At 66.8% G+C, this 17,189-nt stretch carries 19 protein-coding genes; 9 read left to right on the top strand and 10 right to left on the bottom strand.

Features of this window, described 5'->3' with window-relative positions:
- The first annotated feature begins 53 nt into the window (after positions 1 to 53).
- On the top strand, positions 54 to 440 hold the full coding sequence (locus P0086_RS07550) for a winged helix-turn-helix domain-containing protein (protein WP_275784167.1): 387 nt from the start codon (positions 54 to 56) through the stop codon (positions 438 to 440).
- Here the strand turns inward: P0086_RS07550 and modC are convergent.
- From modC to modA, 3 genes are all read right to left on the bottom strand, one after another.
- Positions 437 to 1,513: a molybdenum ABC transporter ATP-binding protein gene (gene modC / locus P0086_RS07545; protein WP_275784164.1), complete on the bottom strand. Its 1,077-nt coding sequence runs from the start codon at positions 1,511 to 1,513 to the stop codon at positions 437 to 439. The genes P0086_RS07550 and modC overlap by 4 nt on opposite strands.
- Positions 1,510 to 2,211 (bottom strand): molybdate ABC transporter permease subunit, encoded by a 702-nt coding sequence (modB, locus tag P0086_RS07540; protein WP_112598732.1) that lies wholly within the window; start codon positions 2,209 to 2,211, stop codon positions 1,510 to 1,512. The genes modC and modB overlap by 4 nt, the downstream gene beginning before the upstream one ends.
- Before the next feature lie 133 nt (positions 2,212 to 2,344).
- Positions 2,345 to 3,139 (bottom strand): molybdate ABC transporter substrate-binding protein, encoded by a 795-nt coding sequence (gene modA / locus P0086_RS07535; RefSeq protein ID WP_275784161.1) that lies wholly within the window; start codon positions 3,137 to 3,139, stop codon positions 2,345 to 2,347.
- 168 nt (positions 3,140 to 3,307) lie between these two features.
- Here modA and tsaA point away from each other — a divergent pair, with 168 nt between their 5' ends.
- A complete protein-coding gene (tsaA, locus tag P0086_RS07530) occupies positions 3,308 to 3,832 on the top strand; it encodes a tRNA (N6-threonylcarbamoyladenosine(37)-N6)-methyltransferase TrmO (RefSeq protein ID WP_112598735.1) in 525 nt (174 codons plus the stop codon).
- A gap of 27 nt (positions 3,833 to 3,859) precedes the next feature.
- Here the strand turns inward: tsaA and P0086_RS07525 are convergent, their stop codons facing one another.
- The 3 genes from P0086_RS07525 to P0086_RS07515 all read right to left on the bottom strand — a co-directional run bounded on the left by P0086_RS07525 (position 3,860) and on the right by P0086_RS07515 (position 6,406).
- Positions 3,860 to 4,606, bottom strand: a complete 747-nt coding sequence (locus P0086_RS07525; RefSeq protein WP_148151401.1) for an SDR family oxidoreductase — start codon at positions 4,604 to 4,606, stop codon at positions 3,860 to 3,862.
- 179 nt (positions 4,607 to 4,785) lie between these two features.
- Positions 4,786 to 4,941, bottom strand: coding sequence for a hypothetical protein (locus P0086_RS07520; RefSeq protein ID WP_162702429.1), 156 nt, complete (start codon positions 4,939 to 4,941; stop codon positions 4,786 to 4,788).
- A 97-nt stretch (positions 4,942 to 5,038) separates the two neighbouring features.
- The gene (locus P0086_RS07515; RefSeq protein WP_275784151.1) at positions 5,039 to 6,406 is read right to left on the bottom strand and encodes an FAD-binding oxidoreductase; all 1,368 of its coding nucleotides are present in this window, start codon (positions 6,404 to 6,406) and stop codon (positions 5,039 to 5,041) included.
- 239 nt (positions 6,407 to 6,645) lie between these two features.
- Here P0086_RS07515 and P0086_RS07510 point away from each other — a divergent pair, with 239 nt between their 5' ends.
- The 6 genes from P0086_RS07510 to ugpC all read left to right on the top strand — a co-directional run bounded on the left by P0086_RS07510 (position 6,646) and on the right by ugpC (position 12,987).
- Positions 6,646 to 7,368, top strand: coding sequence for a FadR/GntR family transcriptional regulator (locus P0086_RS07510; RefSeq protein ID WP_112598740.1), 723 nt, complete (start codon positions 6,646 to 6,648; stop codon positions 7,366 to 7,368).
- Positions 7,365 to 8,537: a PLP-dependent transferase gene (locus P0086_RS07505; RefSeq protein WP_275784147.1), complete on the top strand. Its 1,173-nt coding sequence runs from the start codon at positions 7,365 to 7,367 to the stop codon at positions 8,535 to 8,537. The genes P0086_RS07510 and P0086_RS07505 overlap by 4 nt, the downstream gene beginning before the upstream one ends.
- A 36-nt stretch (positions 8,538 to 8,573) precedes the next feature.
- Positions 8,574 to 9,833 (top strand): sugar ABC transporter substrate-binding protein, encoded by a 1,260-nt coding sequence (locus P0086_RS07500; RefSeq protein ID WP_112598743.1) that lies wholly within the window; start codon positions 8,574 to 8,576, stop codon positions 9,831 to 9,833.
- A 304-nt stretch (positions 9,834 to 10,137) separates the two neighbouring features.
- Positions 10,138 to 11,061, top strand: coding sequence for a sugar ABC transporter permease (locus P0086_RS07495; RefSeq protein ID WP_275784142.1), 924 nt, complete (start codon positions 10,138 to 10,140; stop codon positions 11,059 to 11,061).
- Between the two features lie 4 nt (positions 11,062 to 11,065).
- On the top strand, positions 11,066 to 11,899 hold the full coding sequence (locus P0086_RS07490) for a carbohydrate ABC transporter permease (protein WP_112598746.1): 834 nt from the start codon (positions 11,066 to 11,068) through the stop codon (positions 11,897 to 11,899).
- Between the two features lie 20 nt (positions 11,900 to 11,919).
- Positions 11,920 to 12,987, top strand: a complete 1,068-nt coding sequence (ugpC, locus tag P0086_RS07485; RefSeq protein WP_112610136.1) for a sn-glycerol-3-phosphate ABC transporter ATP-binding protein UgpC — start codon at positions 11,920 to 11,922, stop codon at positions 12,985 to 12,987.
- Between the two features lie 58 nt (positions 12,988 to 13,045).
- Here ugpC and P0086_RS07480 read toward each other — a convergent pair whose 3' ends face one another.
- Positions 13,046 to 13,549: a type II toxin-antitoxin system YhaV family toxin gene (locus tag P0086_RS07480; protein ID WP_275784137.1), complete on the bottom strand. Its 504-nt coding sequence runs from the start codon at positions 13,547 to 13,549 to the stop codon at positions 13,046 to 13,048.
- Positions 13,550 to 13,552: 3 nt separating this feature from the next.
- On the bottom strand, positions 13,553 to 13,882 hold the full coding sequence (locus P0086_RS07475; RefSeq protein WP_275784134.1) for a type II toxin-antitoxin system PrlF family antitoxin: 330 nt from the start codon (positions 13,880 to 13,882) through the stop codon (positions 13,553 to 13,555).
- A 140-nt stretch (positions 13,883 to 14,022) separates the two neighbouring features.
- On the opposite strand from P0086_RS07475, the gene P0086_RS07470 reads away from it, so the two are divergent.
- Positions 14,023 to 15,180: a fumarylacetoacetate hydrolase family protein gene (locus P0086_RS07470; protein ID WP_275784131.1), complete on the top strand. Its 1,158-nt coding sequence runs from the start codon at positions 14,023 to 14,025 to the stop codon at positions 15,178 to 15,180.
- A gap of 16 nt (positions 15,181 to 15,196) precedes the next feature.
- On the opposite strand, the gene P0086_RS07465 is transcribed toward P0086_RS07470, so the two are convergent.
- Together P0086_RS07465 and P0086_RS07460 are read right to left on the bottom strand one after the other, a co-directional pair.
- Complete coding sequence (locus tag P0086_RS07465; RefSeq protein WP_275784128.1) at positions 15,197 to 16,087, bottom strand: amidohydrolase family protein; 891 nt, start codon at positions 16,085 to 16,087, stop codon at positions 15,197 to 15,199.
- On the bottom strand, positions 16,068 to 17,183 hold the full coding sequence (locus P0086_RS07460; RefSeq protein ID WP_275784126.1) for a VWA domain-containing protein: 1,116 nt from the start codon (positions 17,181 to 17,183) through the stop codon (positions 16,068 to 16,070). The genes P0086_RS07465 and P0086_RS07460 overlap by 20 nt, the downstream gene beginning before the upstream one ends.
- Positions 17,184 to 17,189 lie beyond the last annotated feature (6 nt).

The raw sequence follows: 17,189 nt of genomic DNA, 5'->3' as shown, positions 1-17,189 counted from the left end.
CAATGTATCGGCCATCGGCTAGCGTGGCCGGAAGCTCAGAGGGAAGAGATGCGATGACAACGAGCGCCCCGGATGACATCGCCGTCAATCTGCGGATCGATTTCTCGCGCGAGGAGCGGCTCGGGCGCGGCAAGATCATGCTTTTGTCCCGGATCATCGAGACCGGCTCGATCTCGGCTGCCGGCCGGTCGATGGACATGTCCTATCGCCGCGCCTGGATGCTCGTCGACACGATGAACCGCATGTTTGCCATCCCGGTGGTGGAATCCCAGCGCGGCGGCAAGCAGGGCGGCGGCGCCGTCGTCACCGCCTTCGGCGAGGAACTGCTGGCGCGGTTCCGGAAGATGGAGGCGAAGGCGCGGGAGGCGATCGGCGACGATCTCGACTGGCTGCAGTCCCATCGGGCGCAGGACGGCGCGGACCAGCAAGGCCGCCGCTAGCGAAGGTCGAGCGCGACCGTCTTGATGATGGCGAAGACCGCCTTGCCCGGCGCAAGCTCCAGCCGCTCCCCGGAAAGCGCCGTGATCCGGGCGTGGACGATGTCGCCGCCGCAGCCGATGCGGACGGTGATCATGCCTTCGCCGTCGTCGGCGATCGCTTCGATCGTGCCCTCCAGGATGTTGAGCGCGCTGAGCCCGGTCGGCCGGCTGGTCGCCAGCATCACGTCGCGGGCGGGAATGTGCAGCCGCACCGTCTTGCCGACGCCGACCTCGGCGTTCGGCACGTGCAGGCAATTGTCCTTGAGGCGCACGGTCGCCAGCCGGTGCGGCGGATCGAAGGCCTCGACCACGCCGGTGAGCACGCTGCCCGCCTCGCGGCGATTGGCCGCGGTCGCAAGGCCGGGGCCGCTGAGCACGTCCGATACCAGCCCGACCGCCTCGACCTCGCCCTCGCGCATCATCACGACCCGGTCGGCAAGGCGCGCCACCTCGTGGACGGCGTGGCTGACATAGACGATCGGCACTTTCGTCTCGTCCCGCAGCCGCTCCAGATAGGGCAGGATCTCGGCCTTCCGCTCCTCGTCGAGTGCCGCGAGCGGCTCGTCCATCAACAGCAGCCGCGGTGCGGCGAGCAGCGCCCGGCCGATGGCGACGCGCTGCCGTTCGCCGCCGGAAAGATTGGCCGGCCGCCGCTCCAGCAGGTGGCCGATGCCCAGGAGATCGACCACGTGGTCGAGCTCCTCGGTAACGGCGCCGCGCGGCGCGAACCAGCGGCCGTAGGTCAGGTTGCCGCGGACGGAGAGGTGCGGGAACAGCCGCGCCTCCTGGAACACGATGCCGAAGCGCCGCCGGTGCTTCGGCACGAAGACGCCCCGCTTGCCGTCGAAGAGAACGTCGCCGTCGAGCGTGATGTGGCCCTCGTCCGGGCGGATCAGGCCGGCGATCGCCCGCACCAGCGAGGTCTTGCCCGAGCCCGAACGGCCGAACAGCGCGGTCACGCCGCCCTCCGCCTCGAAAGCGGCATCGAGACGGAAGTTGCCGAGCCGATGGCGGACCTGGACGGAAAGCGTCATTCGAAGTTGACCCGCTTGCCGATCACGTGCGCCAGGAATTCGGAGGCGAGCAGGGCGGCCATCGAGATGACGATCGCGACGATCGTCAGCCGCATCGCCCCCAGATCGCCGCCCGGCACCTGGGTGAAAGTGTAGATCGCCGCCGACAGCGTCTGCGTCTCGCCGGGAATGTTGGAGACGAAGGTGATCGTCGCGCCGAACTCGCCCATCGCCTTGGCGAACGACAGGATCATTCCGGCGATGATGCCGGGCAGGATCAGGGGCAGGGTGACGGTCAGGAACACCCAGGCGGGATTGGCGCCGAGCGTGCCGGCGGCGTCCTCCAGCTTGCGGTCGACCGCATCGAGCGAGAGCCGGATCGAGCGGACCAGCAGCGGAAAGCCCATCACCGCGCAGGCGAGTGCCGCCCCGGTCCAGCGGAACGAGAAGACGATGCCGAAATACTGGTCGAGGAGGGCGCCGATCGGCCCCTTGCGGCCGAACAGGATCAGCAGCAGGAAGCCGGTCACGACCGGCGGCAGGATCAGCGGCAGGTGGACGACGCCGTTGAGGATCGACTTGCCGAAGAACCGGCCGCGCGAGAGCGCCAGCGCCGCGAGGATGCCGAAGGGCAGGCTTGTTGCGACGGCGACGGAGGAGACCAGCAGGCTGAGCCGGATCGCCGTCACTTCGTCTTCGCTGAGGGTCAGCCAGTCCAATTCGGGTCACTCACGATGGCGCAGGGCGGCCGGAGCCGCAGGTCGGGATGCGAGGGACGGCCACGCTAGCGCAAAGTCTCTAACAAAATCGACGCCGCGCACCAACAAGGGCGCGCGGCGCGAAGGCGGGGGGTCACTTCAGGATGGTGAAGCCCTGCTCGGTGAAGAAGGGGGCGGCCTTGTTCGACTTCAGGAAGTCGAGATAGGCGGCAGCCTCGGTGCTCGTCGAACCGCTGAGGATCGCCACCGGGTAGATGATCGGCGGATGGCTGTCCTCCGGGAAGGTGCCGACGATCGCAACACCCGGGTCGGCGGCGGCATCCGTCTGGTAGACGATGCCGTAGGGCGCCTCGCCGCGGGAGACCAGCGCCAGCGCCGCGCGCACGCTTTCCGCGCCGGCGACCTTCCCCTCGACCGAGGACCAGACGCCGAGCTTCTCCAGCGCCGCCTTGCCGTACTTGCCGGCCGGCACGCTGTCGACCGCACCCATGGCGAGCCTGCCGTCGCCGACGAGGGCGGCGAGGTCGAAGCCCTGTTTGATCTCCACCGGCTTGGCGGCGTCCTTCGGGGCGACGAGCACGATGCGGTTGCCGAGCAGGTTCGCGCGCGTGTCCTCCTTGATCAGCTTCTTCTCGGCCACGTAGTCCATCCAGGCGAGGTCGGCGGAGATGAAGACGTCGGCAGGCGCGCCGGCCTCGATCTGCTTGGCGAGCGCGGAGCTCGCCGCATAGGAAACGGTGGTTTCCGTACCCTTTTCCTTGTCCCAGGCCGCATTCGCGGCATCGAGGGCGTTCTTCAGGCTGGCGGCTGCGAAGACGGTGATCTTGTCTGCGGCCGACGCCGGCGTGTGCACGGCGGCGACGCCCAGCCAGGCTAGGGCGAACGTGGCGAGCGCGACCCTCGCCAGATGACGACGTTTGAATTCCATGCTGTGCTCCTGTTGTGCGAAATATTTCAATGGATATAACGGTCTGGGGCTGATGGCTAGTGTTATATTTCCAGAAATATATCGCTTGCGAAACGCCCGCCCGTCCGGGACATTGCGCGGGCGAAAAGCAGGACGTACGGTCCGGCTGCGGGATGACAGGAGCAAGCCATGGTACGGGAAAACGAAATCCGGGAAAACGAGGTCGCCGTCTCGCCGCCGGAGCCCGTCGATGCGGGGCTGACGTTCATCGGCCGCATCCGCACGCCGTGGGAATCGCGTCTGATGTGCCCGCGGCAGGGCCGCCATGACGGGCCGCTGTGCCGGATCGAGATCTTCGAGCCCTGGGTGCCGGCGCTCGCCGGCGTCGAGGCGTTCGAGCGGCTGGAGGTGCTCTACTGGCTGGACCGGTCGCGGCGCGACCTCGTGCTGCAGAGCCCGGCCAGCAACGGCAAGGTGCACGGCACCTTCTCGCTGCGCTCTCCCGTCCGGCCGAACCCGATCGGCAGCTCGATCGTGCTCTTGGAGGGCGTCGAGGGCAACGTCCTGCTGGTGCGCGGTCTCGACTGCCTGGACGGCACGCCGCTGCTCGACCTGAAGCCCGACCGGTCGCTGTTCAAGCCGATCGCTCCGCCGCAGCCCGGCGATTTCGAGACGGGCGATGCGGCAGAAGCTAAACACTGCCAGAAGGCATGAGGCCGGGCCGGCGCATGCCGGCCTCTCTCACATCTGCGCCGACATGCCCCCGTCGACCGTCAGCGTGATGCCGTTGACGAAGCTCGCGGCCGGCGAGCCGAGGAAGAGCGCGGCCGGCGCCAGTTCCTCCGGCCGGCCCCAGCGTCTCAGCGGAATGCGGACATCGACGAAGGCCTGCACGCGCGGGTCCTCCGCCATGGTGCGGTTCGGATCGGTGACGAACCAGCCGGGCGCGATCGCGTTCACCGTCAGCGTGTCGGAGCCGAATTCGACGGCGAGCGAGCGGGTGAGCGCCTCCAGCCCGCCCTTGGACGCGGTATAGGCCGGATCCGGCGCGCGGGCGATCCGCGCGGCGATCGAGGTCACGAAGATCAGCCGCCCGGCACGGGATTGCTGCAGCAGCGGAAGGGCTGCCCGCGCCAGCCGGTAGGCCGCCGTCAGGTTGACGTCGAGCAGGGCGGCAAAGGCGGCGCCGTCGAGTGCCTCGGTCGGCCGCCGGTCGCGCAGGCTCGCCGCATGCACGACCACGTCGAGCCCGCCCAGCACAGCCGACGTCCGGCGAACGATGTCCTCCGGTTCGGCAACGAGGTCGCCCACGAGCGCCGCGGCCGAGCAGCCCGCGTCGCGCAGGCGCGCCGCATGCGCCTCGAGCAGGTCGCGGTCGCGTCCGTTGAGGGCGACCGCCGCCCCCTCGCGCGCAAAGGCGCGGGCGATCTCCAGCCCCAGCCCGCGGGTTGCGCCCGTCACGAGAACGCGTCGTTTGCCGTCTGTCATCTGAACCCTCGCATGTTGGCCGGCCCGCCGATCGTTCGGCCGGGCAGGCGGACGCCCGGTGCTTGTCCCGATGTGCTTAGAGCCGGAAGACGAAAACCGGAAGGAGAAGAATGCGTGATGGCGGAGCGAAAGGCGCGCTGGCGCGGTCCCGCCGGCGATGGCCGTCCGGCCGGTGCCGCCTAGGATCCGTGCACCATCTTCGCCGGCGTCGACAGGAGCTCGCCCTCCGGCGGCGGCGTATCGCTGCCCGAACCTGACGTCTGCTGAAGCACCACGATGCTCAGGATCGAGGCGACCATGACCACGAGAACGACGAGCAATATCCGTGCCGGCATGAACCCTTCCTTTCGTGGGCCGGAAACGGGGCAGTCCGCTTTAGGTTCCACGCATGCAGCCTATAGGTGAACGGCACGGTTCCGCCACCCGTTTTTGTCAGATGACCTTGCCGGGATTGAGAATCCCCTTCGGATCCAGCGCCTGCTTGATCCGCCGCATCGCCGCAAGCTCCTCCGGGCTGCGCGAGCGGTCGAGATAGGCGCGCTTCAGCGTGCCGATGCCGTGCTCGGCGGAAATCGAGCCGTTGAAGCGCTGCACCAGCCCATAGGCGATCTCGTCGATCGCATGCAGGTCGTCCTCCGATGCCGCGCCGATGGAAATGGCGACATGGAGGTTGCTGTCGCCGATATGGCCGAAGAAGGAGACATGGGCGCCGGGAAAGCGCTGCAGCAGGGCGGCTTCGCACGCCTCCGCATAGCGCCCGATCTCGCCGATCGGCAGGCTGACGTCGAGATTGACCAGTGACGGCAGAAGCTGGCCCATCAGGTGGCCCTCGCGGACCGACCAGAAGCGCTGCGCCTCCTTTTCCGACTGGGCGATGAGCGCGTCGACGATCAGCTCCGCCTCCAGCGCCTCGCCGAGGAAGGCCTCGAAGCGCTCGCGCGCCGCATCCGATCCGTCGTCGTCCTGCTCGATGATCACGAGGAAGGGATAGTCGGCGTCGAAGAGCTTGACGGCCGCGGCCCTGGCGTTGAAGCCGACATAGCTCTGCCACATGGCCTCGAAGGCGGAGAGGGCGGCAAGTTCGCGCTGCGCCTTGCCGAGCAGCCGCACGACCGCCTCGTAGTCTTCAAGCGCCGCGAGCGCGGTCCGGCGTCCCGGCATCAGCGGCTTCAGCTTCAGCACGGCGCGGGTGATGATGCCGAGCGTTCCCTCCGCGCCGATGAAGAACTGGCGCAGGTCGTAGCCGGTGTTGTTCTTCGTCATCTTGTTCAGCATCGAGAGCACGCTGCCGTCGGCGAGCACGACTTCCAGGCCCAGCACGTTGTCGCGCGTCACGCCGTGGCGGATCACCCGGATGCCGCCGGCATTGGTCGAGATGGTGCCGCCGATCTGGCAGCTTCCGCGCGCGCCGAGGTCGATCGGCAGCAGCATGCCGGCGTCTGCCGCCGCGATCTGCGCCGTCTCCAGCACGGTCCCGGCCTTGACCGTCATCGTTCCGGCCGCCGTATCGATCTCCTCGATGCCGGAAAGGTTCTCCAGCGAGATCGCCACTTCGCCGCCCGCGGCATTGGCGCCGCCGGCCAGCCCCGTCAGTCCGCCCTGCGGGACGACCGGCTGGCCATGCGCATGGCAGATGCGCAGCGCAGCCGAGACCTCGTCGACGCTCCTGGGACGGATGACGGCCAGCGGCAGGACCCGCCCCGTCAGGCTCTCGTCGCTCCGGTAGCGCTCGCCGATCGCCGTGCCGGTCAGCACCCTGTCCGGCCCCAGCGCGGTCTGCAGTTCGTCGATGATGCTCATGAAGGCTTCCTGTCGGATGGCGCTTGGCGGAGGGAACTGCATATCCGGCTGCGGGATCGAATGCAACGGGACCGGTTGCGGTGAAAAGGTACGAGCCTGGCTTATAAGTATCGGAAAATGAAGGGATTTTTCAAATTTCAGGATTTCCCGCGGCGCTCTTGACTCCGGAGAAGGTGTCTCCATAATGCTCAGATGTCAGACCAATTTGAGAAGCTGACATCAAACGGGGAATTGGCCGCATGACGGCGAGAATGGATGCCAAGCCGGCAATCATGCCGTTGCCGCCGATGGACCGGGCCCGCCAGGTCACCGAGGCGCTGGCGACCTATATCGGCCAGGCCAATCTCAGGGCCGGCGACCGGCTCCCCGCCGAGCGCGAGCTGATGACGGCGCTTGCCGTCGGCCGTTCGACCATCCGCGAGGTCATCCGCCATTTCCAGGCGCTCGGCGTCATGGAGACCCGCAAGGGCAGCGGCACCTACCTGCTGAAGCCGGTGACGACCGCGACGATCCACATGCCGCTGTCCTTCGATGCCGTGCACCTGCGCGACGCGCTGCTGCAGACGCTGGAGGTCCGCCGCGGCATCGAGTGCGAGGCCAACATGGTCGCCGCCCGCCGCCGCACGGCCGCCGATCTGGTCGTCATCGAGGAGAAGCTCGACGCGATGGAGCGCGTGCACCTGGCCAAGGGCACCTCCGGGCCCGAGGACCTCGCCTTCCATCTGGCGATCTACGACGCCACCCACAACCCGCTGTTCCGCCAGCTCCTGGAGCAGATGCGCGAGGCCTTCGAACGCTTCTGGGACGAGCCCTTCGATCGTCCGGACTTCGCCCGCCGCTCCTTTCCCTTCCACCGCACGCTTTTCAACGCGATCGCAGCCCAGGACACCGAGGCTGCCCGGCGCGAAACGCTCAAGATTCTCGACGTCGTCGAGGAAGACATCAAGGAAATGTCCAAATGATCAACGGCTCCGATCCGATCGACCTCGCCTCGCTCATCGTCGCCCACGACGAGAGCAACGCCTTCGAGGCCGTGGTGCCGCCGATCGTGCAGACCTCGCTCTTCACCTTCTCCTCCTATGACGAGATGGTCGCGGCCTATCGCGGCGAGATCGTCCGGCCGATCTATACCCGCGGCCTGAACCCGACCGTGCGCGCCTTCGAGGAAATGCTGGCGAAGCTGGAAGGCGGCGAGGATGCCATGGGCTTTGCCAGCGGCATGGCGGCGATCTCCTCCACGGTCCTCTCCTTCGTCGAGCCCGGCGACCGCATCGTTGCGGTCAAGCACGTCTATCCCGACGCCTTCCGCCTGTTCGGCACGATCCTGAAGCGGATGAAGATCGAGGTGACCTATGTCGACGGCCGCGACGAGGAGGAGGTCGCCCGCGCGCTGCCGGGCGCCAAGCTCTTCTACATGGAAAGCCCGACGAGCTGGGTGATGGACGTCCACGACGTCGGCGCGCTGGCAGCCCTTGCCAAGCGCCACGGCATCGTCTCGGTGATCGACAACAGCTGGGCGAGCCCGGTCTTCCAGAAGCCGCTGTCGCTCGGCGTCGATCTCGTCCTGCATTCCGCCTCGAAATATCTCGGCGGCCACAGCGACGTCGTCGCCGGCGTCGTCACCGGCTCGAAGGAGTTGATCGGCCGTATCCGCGCCGAGGCCTATCCCTATCTCGGCGGCAAGCTCTCGCCCTTCGATGCCTGGCTCCTGGTGCGGGGGCTTCGCACCCTGCCGATCCGCATGAAGGCGCACGAGGCCTCGGGCCTCGAGATCGCCCGCCGCCTGCAGGCGCTCCCGATCGTCGAAAGCGTCCAGCATCCAGCCCTCGCCAACCGCCTGCCGCCCGGCCTGACCGGCACCTCCGGCCTGTTCTCCTTCATCTTCCGCGAAGGCATCGACATCCGCGCCTTCGCCGACAAGCTCGACCTCTTCAAGCTCGGCGTCAGCTGGGGCGGCCACGAGAGCCTGATCGTGCCCGGGCAGGTCGTGCTGCAGCAGAAAGCCCAGCCCAATTCCGCGCATGCCTTCGGCATTCACCTGCGGTCCGTGCGTCTCCATGTCGGCCTCGAAGGAACCGGGGCCCTGTGGAGTGATCTGGAGGCGGCGATCGCCGCCGCTTCCCAAACGTAAGAGCAATAAACCGAAAGCCCATAAGGGGGAGCGACCATGAAAAGACTACTGACTGCCGCATTGTTCGCCGCGATGATGTCGGGCACCGCCCTGGCCGACACCACGCTGAAGCTCGTCGAGGTCATCACCAGCCCCGAGCGCACCGAGACGCTGAAGTCCATCGTCGGCAAGTTCGAGGCCGCCAACCCGGGCACCAAGGTCGAGATCATCTCGCTGCCCTGGGGCGAGGCCTTCCAGAAGTTCGCCACCATGGTCTCGGCCGGTGAGATCCCCGACGTCATGGAGATGCCGGACACCTGGCTGTCGCTCTATGCCAACAACGGCATGCTGGAGAGCCTCGAGCCGTACCTCGCCAAGTGGGAGCACACCACGAGCCTGACCGACCGCGCGCTCGAACTCGGCCGCGACGTCAACGACACCGCCTACATGCTGCCCTACGGCTTCTACCTGCGGGCGATGTTCTACAACAAGAAGCTGCTCGAAGAGGCCGGCGTGGCCGAGCCACCGAAGACGATGGACGCGTTCGCGGAAGCCGCCAAGAAGGTCTCAGCACTTCCCGGCAAGTCCGGCTACTGCCTGCGCGGCGGCCCGGGCGGCCTGAACGGCTGGATGATGTTCGGCGCCAGCATGGCCGGCGACAACAAGTTCTTCAACGAGGACGGCACCTCGACCATGAACAGCGAAGGCTGGGTCAAGGGCCTGACCTGGCTGATCGACCTCTACAAGAACGGCTATGCGCCGAAGGACAGCGTCAACTGGGGCTTCAACGAGATCGTCGCCGGCTTCTACAGCGGCACCTGCGCCTTCCTCGACCAGGACCCGGACGCGCTGATCGCGATCGCCGAGCGCATGAAGGCCGAGGACTACGGCATCATGACCATGCCCAAGGGCCCCGCCGGCAAGACCTTCCCGACGATCGGCTATGCCGGCTGGTCGATGATGGCGGCGAGCGAGAACAAGGACCTGTCCTGGAAGCTGATCGAGACGCTGGAAGGCCCGGAAGGCAACGTCGAGTGGAACAAGCGCACCGGCGCGCTGCCGGTCCACACCTCCGCCGAGAAGGACCCCTTCTATGCCAGCGAGCAGTTCAAGGGCTGGTTCGCCGAGCTCGAGGACAAGGACGCGGTGCCGACCGTGATGCCGACCTATCTGGAAGAGTTCGCCTTCTTCAAGGATTCGCTGGTGATCCAGACCTCCCAGAAGGCGCTGCTGGGCGAAATCACCCCGCAGGAACTGGCCGACCAGTGGGCCGACTACCTGACCAAGGCGCAGCAGAAGTACCTCGCCAAGAAGTAGGTGGCGTAAAGAGGGTGATGGAGCCCGGACTGCGACGTGCGGACGGTCCAGGGAGAGAGCCACATGGCCGTCGGCGTCTCGGGCACGGGCAGCGATTGCCCCTCACCCTGACCCTCTCCCCGCAAGCGGGGAGAGGGGACGCAGACGTGGCCGCGAGTGTCCTTCTCCCTGCCTGCGGGGAGAAGGTGCCGGCAGGCGGATGAGGGACGGCTACGCCCAACCTTCCCCGGCGGCTTCGCTTCGCAATTTCCGGTGCGCCGCCCACGCACGTGCGCCGACCCATTACGCCAACGGAAGACTTGCAATGATGCACCAGCCGATCGCGAAACATCGCCCGCCGCTCAGGAAGCGGCTCGCCGATGCCTCCGAGCCCTATCTCTACAGCGCGCCGGCGCTCATCCTGATTGTCGCGGTGATGCTCGTGCCGCTGGTCCTCGGCATCTCCTATGCCTTCCGGGACATCCAGCTTCTGAACCCGTTCTCCGGCGGCTTCATCGGGCTCGATCATTTCCGCGCGCTGGGACAGGACCAGGCCTTTTTCGGCGCGCTGCGCAACACGCTGTGGTGGACGGGCGCCTCGGTCCTGCTGCAGTTCACCTTCGGCCTGATCCTGGCGCTCCTGCTCGACAAGCCGTTCTACGGCCGCGGTCTCGTGCAGGCGCTGGTGTTCCTGCCCTGGGCGGTGCCGAGCTTCCTCGCCGGCCTGAACTGGGCCTGGCTGTTCAATCCGGTGATCGGCCCGCTGCCGCACTGGCTCCATGCGCTGGGCCTGCTGGATGCGCCGCACAACATCCTCTCCGATCCGAACCTCGCCATGTGGGGACCGATCGTGGCGAACGTCTGGTGGGGCATTCCCTTCTTCGCCATCACCCTGCTTGCCGCCCTGCAGGCGATCCCGCGCGATCTCTACGAGGCGGCCGCGATCGACGGCGCCGGCCCGGTGCAGCGCTTCCTGTCGATCACCCTGCCGTTCCTGGCGCCGACGATCGCCATCACCGTGCTTTTGCGGACCGTCTGGATCTCCAACTTCGCCGACCTGATCGTCGTCATGACCAATGGCGGGCCGGCCGACCGCACCCAAATCGTCGCCAGCTACATCTTCACCCAGGCCTTCAAGCGGCTCGACTTCGGCTATGCCTCGGCGATCGCGCTCGTGCTGCTCGTGCTGCTGCTCGTCTATTCGATGCTGATCGTGCTTCTGCGCCAGACCATGCTGAACAAGGGCTGATACCATGAGATCCGGCAAGCTTCTCCTCACCGGTGCCCATCGCCTGGCGATCCTCGTCTATGTGGTCTTCGCGCTGTTTCCGCTGTTCTGGCTGCTGAAGGTCTCGGTGACGCCGAACGACCTGCTCTACAGCGAAGGCGTGCGCATGTGGCCGTCGCGCACGACCTTCGAGCATTTCCAGTTCGTCATCGCCCACAGCGCCTTTCCGACCTTCTTCAAGAACAGCCTGATCGTCTCCGGTGCCACCGCCGTCGTCGTCACCATCCTCGCCTCGCTCTCCGGCTATGCCCTGTCGCGCTTCACCTTCCGGGCGAAATACTGGATCGTGGCGCTGATGCTGATCACCCAGATGTTCCCGCTGGTGATGCTGGTCGCGCCGATCTTCAAGATGCTGTCGCCGCTGGGGCTGACCAACAGCCTGACCGGCCTCGTCATCGTCTACTCCGCCTTCAACGTTCCCTTCGCCACCTTCCTGATGCAGTCCTTCTTCGACGGCATTCCGAAGGATCTGGAGGAAGCGGCGATGATCGACGGCGCCACCCAGTTCGTCGCTTTCCGCCAGATCATCCTGCCGCTAACGCTGCCGGGCATCGCCGCCACGCTCGGCTTCGTCTTCACCGCGGCCTGGAGCGAGCTGTTGTTCGCGCTGATGCTGATCTCCGGCAACGACGCCGCCACCTTCCCGGTCGGGCTTCTCACCTTCGTCTCGAAGTTCTCCGTCGATTTCGGGCAGATGATGGCCGCCGGCGTGCTGGCCCTCATCCCCGCCTGCCTCTTCTTCCTCCTCATCCAGCGCTATCTCGTGCAGGGCCTGACGGCCGGCGCGGTCAAGGGATAATTGCCCAAGGAACAATCGCAATGGCTTCCATCGATATCGAAAGCGTCCGCAAGAGCTACGGCCCCTTTCCTGTCCTGCACGGCGTCGACCTGACGATCAGGGACGGCGAGTTCATCGTCCTCGTCGGCCCGTCCGGCTGCGGAAAATCGACGCTGCTCCGCATGATCGCGGGCCTGGAGGAGGTGACCTCGGGCGAGATCCGCATCTCCGGCAACCGCGTCAACGACCTGGCGCCGAAGGATCGCGACATCGCCATGGTGTTCCAGTCCTACGCGCTCTATCCGCACATGTCGGTCGCCGACAACATGAGCTACAGCCTTCGCCTGCGGAAGACGGCGAAGGAGAAGATCGCCAGCGCCGTCGGCAGCGCCGCCACCAAGCTCGGCCTCGATCCGCTGCTGGAGCGTCGGCCGAAGGCGCTGTCGGGCGGCCAGCGCCAGCGCGTCGCCATGGGCCGCGCCATCGTCCGCCAGCCCAAGGCCTTCCTGTTCGACGAGCCGCTCTCCAACCTCGACGCCCGCCTGCGCGAGCAGATGCGCGCCGAGATCAAGAAGCTGCACGCCGACCTGAAGGCCACCTCGATCTACGTCACCCACGACCAGATCGAGGCGATGACGCTCGCCGACCGCATCGTCGCCATGCACGGCGGCGTCGTCCAGCAGGTCGGAACGCCGCTGGAGCTCTACGACACCCCGGCCAACCTCTTCGTCGCCGGCTTCATCGGCTCGCCGGGCATGAATTTCCTGGAAGGCCGCTACGTGGTCACGGGTGAGGGCGCGGGCATCCGCCTCTCCGACGGCACTGTCGTCCCGGTCGCAAGGCGCACCGGCATCGGGCCGGATGCGGCCGTCACCCTCGGCATCCGCCCCGAACACGTCGTCATCAGCGACAGCGGCATGCTGGAGGCGGGCGTCGAACTGGTCGAGCCCACCGGCTTCGGCATCATCCTCCACCTGTCGCTGCACGGCCTGCCCTTCAAGATCTTCACCCTCGACCGCGAGGCGCTCTCGGCCGGCCCGAAGGTGCGCGTCGATTTCCCGCAGAAGCACCTGCATGTCTTCGACGAGAAGGGGAACCGCGTGGATTGAGGGGGCCGGGTGGCGCCGCCGCCCGGAACTGCGGCCGCGCCTCCGGCCATCCTCGCGGCTAGTCCTGCTTCCCAGCGTTCCTGGAGTAGGCGTTGTCCAGTCGCTGCTCGACCGATTTTCCGGAGGCGGCGTTCAGCAGCTTCGTCCAGTCGTCCGGCGGATTGTCGCTTTCCAGCATGCTTTTGAAGACGGCGTAAGCATCCGTTCTGGAGCCATAGGTTCGAAGCGAGTTCTCGTCATTGACCCAGGCGAAAATGATCACCTTTGCCTGGCTGCTGTAGCGGAAGAACAGGCGGAATCGTCCATTGCCGAATTTGGCCCGGAACCAATGGCGCCGCTTGGTGCCGAGCGTCTTGCCCTGCACATAGGCAGTGGAGGTGGGATCTCGCGGAATCTTGTCGAAGATGAGGGCCACGAGCGACGCCAGAAGCTTTGCGTTGGCGCTTTCCTGGTAGTCGTCCGGCCGCTTTCGCGCCAGTTCCTCCACCGACGATGTCAGCTTCTCCAGTTGATCCAGAAGCAGGGGGTGCGCGCGGACGGTCCAGCCGTGAATGTCAGGCATCGGCTAGATATCGACGTCGCCTTCGATCGGATCGTCCGGATCGACATTCATGCCCTTGATCAGCCCTTGCATTCGTTCGCGCAATGCATCGGGAATCGCGCTGATCCGCGAGGGGTCCCTCTCCATGTCCTTCGCCAGGAATGCGAGGAAGCTGTCGATCACGGGGTCGTCCTCGTCCTGGTCGTCACGTTCGATTGAGACCTTGCGATTCTCGTCGACATAGAAGGCGATCCGTCCGCCATAGTCGAGCCCAAGTGCTTCCCTGACGGACTTGGGTATCGTGACCTGTCCCTTCTCGGTGATCGTACTGACTTTCCGCAACAGAGCGGGCATGCGAGCCTCCATGGTCTCCGAACGAAAGTAAGGATAATCCCTTACTTCGTCAAGGCGATGTGGTGGCGGAACGACGTTCGCCCTTGCCCCGCGCCCTCGTCTTCGCCATGAATAGCGCCGCAGTTCGGGAGGAGCGCATCATGGCATTGCAGGCAGGAGAATTCGGTCGCGGTATTTTCGTCGGGCGCGTGTGGCGGCCGGACCGGATGGGGCCGTCGCTCGTCGTGGTCCGCGACGGCGTGCTGGTCGATATAACCTCCAAGCAGGCGCCGACGATGCGTGATCTGCTCGAGTTGGACGACCCGGTCGCCCATGTCCGCGCCGCGGCCGGCGAGGCCCTCGCTCCGCTCGCCGCCGTGCTTGCGCAGTCCGTCGAGGGCGCCGGCGATCTCTCGCGCGTCCATCTGCTTGCCCCTTGCGACCTGCAGGCGGTCAAGGCTTGCGGCGTCACCTTCGCACGCTCGATGATCGAGCGCGTCATCGAGGAGAAGGCGGCCGGAAATCCGGCGCTGGCGCTGAAGATCCGCGAGCGCGTGACGGCGATCATCGGCGACAGCCTGCGCAACCTCAAGGCCGGTTCGGAGGCCGCCGCGAAGGTCAAGGCGGCGCTGATCGAGGAGGGCGTCTGGTCGCAGTATCTGGAGGTCGGCATCGGCCCGGATGCGGAGGTCTTCACCAAGGCGCCGGTCCTTTCCGCCGTCGGCTGGGGCGCCTCCGTCGGGCTGCATCCGATCTCGAAGTGGAACAATCCCGAGCCGGAGATCGTGCTCGCGGTCGACAGCCGCGGCCGGGTAAAGGGCGCCACGCTCGGAAACGACGTCAACCTGCGCGACGTCGAGGGACGTTCGGCGCTGCTGCTCGGCAAGGCCAAGGACAACAATGCCTCTGCCGCGCTCGGCCCGTTCATCCGCCTGTTCGACGAGACCTATTCGATCGACGACGTCCGCAAGGCCGATCTCGATCTGAAGATCGAGGGCGAGGACGGCTTCATTCTCAAGGGCTCGAGCACGATGCGCGAGATCAGCCGCGACCCGCTCGACCTCGTCGCCCAGACGATCGGCCGCCACCACCAGTACCCCGACGGCTTCATGCTGTTCATGGGCACGCTGTTCGCCCCGGTCGAGGATCGCGACGTCGCCGGCGAGGGCTTCACCCACAAGATCGGCGACCGGGTGACGATCTCGAACGCCGAGCTCGGCGCGCTGGTCAGCACGGTGCGGCTTTCGACCGAATGCCCGCCCTGGACCTTCGGCATCGCCGAGCTGATGCGCAACCTCGCCGCCCGCAGCCTCCTCTGAACCGGAAAGCCGTCCCTCACATCGGCCGGTAGACCCGCATCGCCGTCTCGCGCAGCATGGTCCGCTGCGCCGCCGGATCGCGCAGCCCGGTCGCTTGCCGATAGGTCTCGATGATCGTCGGATAGTCGGTCCAGAGCTTCTCGATCGGGAAGTTCGAGCCGAACATGAGCCGGTCGCTGCCGAGGATGTCGACGGCCTGGTCGACGACGAAGCCGACGAGCTCCGGATCGTTGCGGTGGACGAAGGTGCCGAGTCCGGAAAGCTTGGCGTAGAAGTTCTTCAGCCCGGCGAACTGCCGCAGGCCGTCCTGCCAGGCGGCCGTCGTCGCCGGCTCCCGGTCCACCAGCATGCCGCAGTGGGTGAGGATGAAATCCGTCTGCGGATTCTCCGCCACCAGCCGCGCGCCGTCCTTCATCTGCGCCGGAAAGAGCTGCAGGTCGAAGGAAAAGCCGTAGTCCTTCAGCCTGGCAATGTTGGCGCGGATGGCCGGATCGACGACCTGCCCGGCATGCGGTGCGAAGCGGTACTGCTCGACTGCGTGCCAATGCAGCTGCATGCGCACGCCGCGCACCAGCGGATAGACCTTGAGACGGTCGAGCTGCGGCCGCACGTCGTCGACGCTCATGTCGGCAAAGGCGACGATCGCGTGCGGCCAGCCGAATTCCTTCGCCGTCGCACTCACCCAGTCCACCTCGTCCTCGAAGTCGGCTTTGGCCCAGTTGGTCTGGACATAGACGGCCTTTTCGACGCCGGTGCCCTGCAGGTCGCCGAGATATTCGGTGATCGGATAGTCGCGCCGGATCGGCTCGTAGGGGCCGAAGATGCGCGGCACCATCGGCCCGTTCAGCCACGGCAGGTCCTTCTGCCGCCAGATATGGAAATGGGAATCAACGATACCCTGCTTCATGCGCCTTCCTCCCCCAGATCGCCTCGGCGCGCGGTGCGGGTCGGCCGAGCGAAACCATGAAATCCGTCAGTGCCGGAATGGAAGAACCGTCGACGAGGTCGTCGAGGAAAGGCAGGATCGCGGCTAGGGCGGCCGTCTGTGGTCGGAACCGGGGATCGCCAGCGAGCGGCGTTGCGAGCGACAGCCGGAAGGCGCGCGCCGAAAGCCGCCGCATCGCCGTCTCCAGCGCCAGGTGGTCGCCGCGCTCCAGCCCGTCGGAGAGCAGCACCACGGCGGCGCCGCGGGCGAGTGCGGCAAAGCGCGGCACGGAGAGAAACGCCAAGAGCGCTGGCCCGATCCGCGTGCCCCCGTCCCAGTCGGCTACGGCGTCGGCGGCGAGCCCGAGCGCCCGTGCGCGGTCGCGGACCCTCAGCGCCCGCGAAATCCGTGTGAGCCGCGTGCCGATGGTGAAGACTTCCGCCGTGCCGGTCGCCTGCACCGCCGCATGCGCCAGCCGGAGATAGTCCTCGGAATGCCGTTTCATCGATCCGGAAACATCGACCAGGAGCACCAGCCGGCGCGGCACCGACGGGCGCCGGCGATAGGCGGGCGAGGGCAGGTCGCCGTCGCCCCGCACGATCTCCCGCATCGATTGCCGGAGGTCGATCGTGCCGCGCGAACTGGTCTTCGTCAGGCGGAACGAGCGACGAACCGGCATTCCCCGTGCGAGCGAACGCCGCAGGACCTGCAGCGCCGGATCGCAGCCGGTCTCGAAGCGTCGGACAGAAAGCTGCTCGGTGCCGGACGCGGCCGCGCCGCCCTTCTCCTTTTTCAACGGCATCTCCTGCCGTTCCGCCGCGCCGCCGGCATCGCGGACAGGGGGCTCCTCTTCATCCGCGCCGCCGGCTGCAAGGGCCGTCTCGCCGAAGAAGGTGGCGCGAAACAGGGCCTCGAACGCCGCGCGCCGTTCCGGCGGCGGCGCCAGCGTCGCGACGGCCGCCTGGCGGATATGCTCCATGCTGCGCGGCCCGACGAGCGCGACGGCGGCCAGGAAGCCCGTCGCCTGCTCCGGCGCAATGGCGAACCCATGCGCCCGCAGGGCCTGCACGAAGGTCATGAAGGG

Origin of the sequence: Mycoplana sp. MJR14 (assembly GCF_029210525.1) — a bacterium.
GTDB lineage: Bacteria > Pseudomonadota > Alphaproteobacteria > Rhizobiales > Rhizobiaceae > Mycoplana.
This window is presented reverse-complemented; position numbering and strand designations above follow the sequence as displayed.